The organism is Alteromonas alvinellae (assembly GCF_902705805.1).
In genome coordinates, this window is the sequence record NZ_CACSIH010000032.1 from 1 (window position 1) to 214 (window position 214).

Annotated in this window: 1 rRNA gene; it reads left to right on the plus strand. The window is 47.7% G+C overall.

The features are described from left to right. Positions 1 to 68 precede the first annotated feature (68 nt). Positions 69 to 184 (plus strand): 5S ribosomal RNA (rrf, locus tag ACX5KA_RS02320). Positions 185 to 214: the final 30 nt, after the last annotated feature.

Here is a 214-nt window from a genome sequence, read left to right on the forward strand (position 1 = left end):
AGTAGAGTGAAAAGTAGTTACTCACTGATTGAATTGATATCCAGTTTTCTAGATTGTTACCCGTTTTTCCTGGCAGCCATAGCGATACGGTACCACCTGACTCCATTCCGAACTCAGAAGTGAAACGTATTAGCGCCGATGGTAGTGTGGGGTTTCCCCATGTGAGAGTAGGACACTGCCAGGTCCCATTAAGAAAAACCCGCCTAACGGCGGG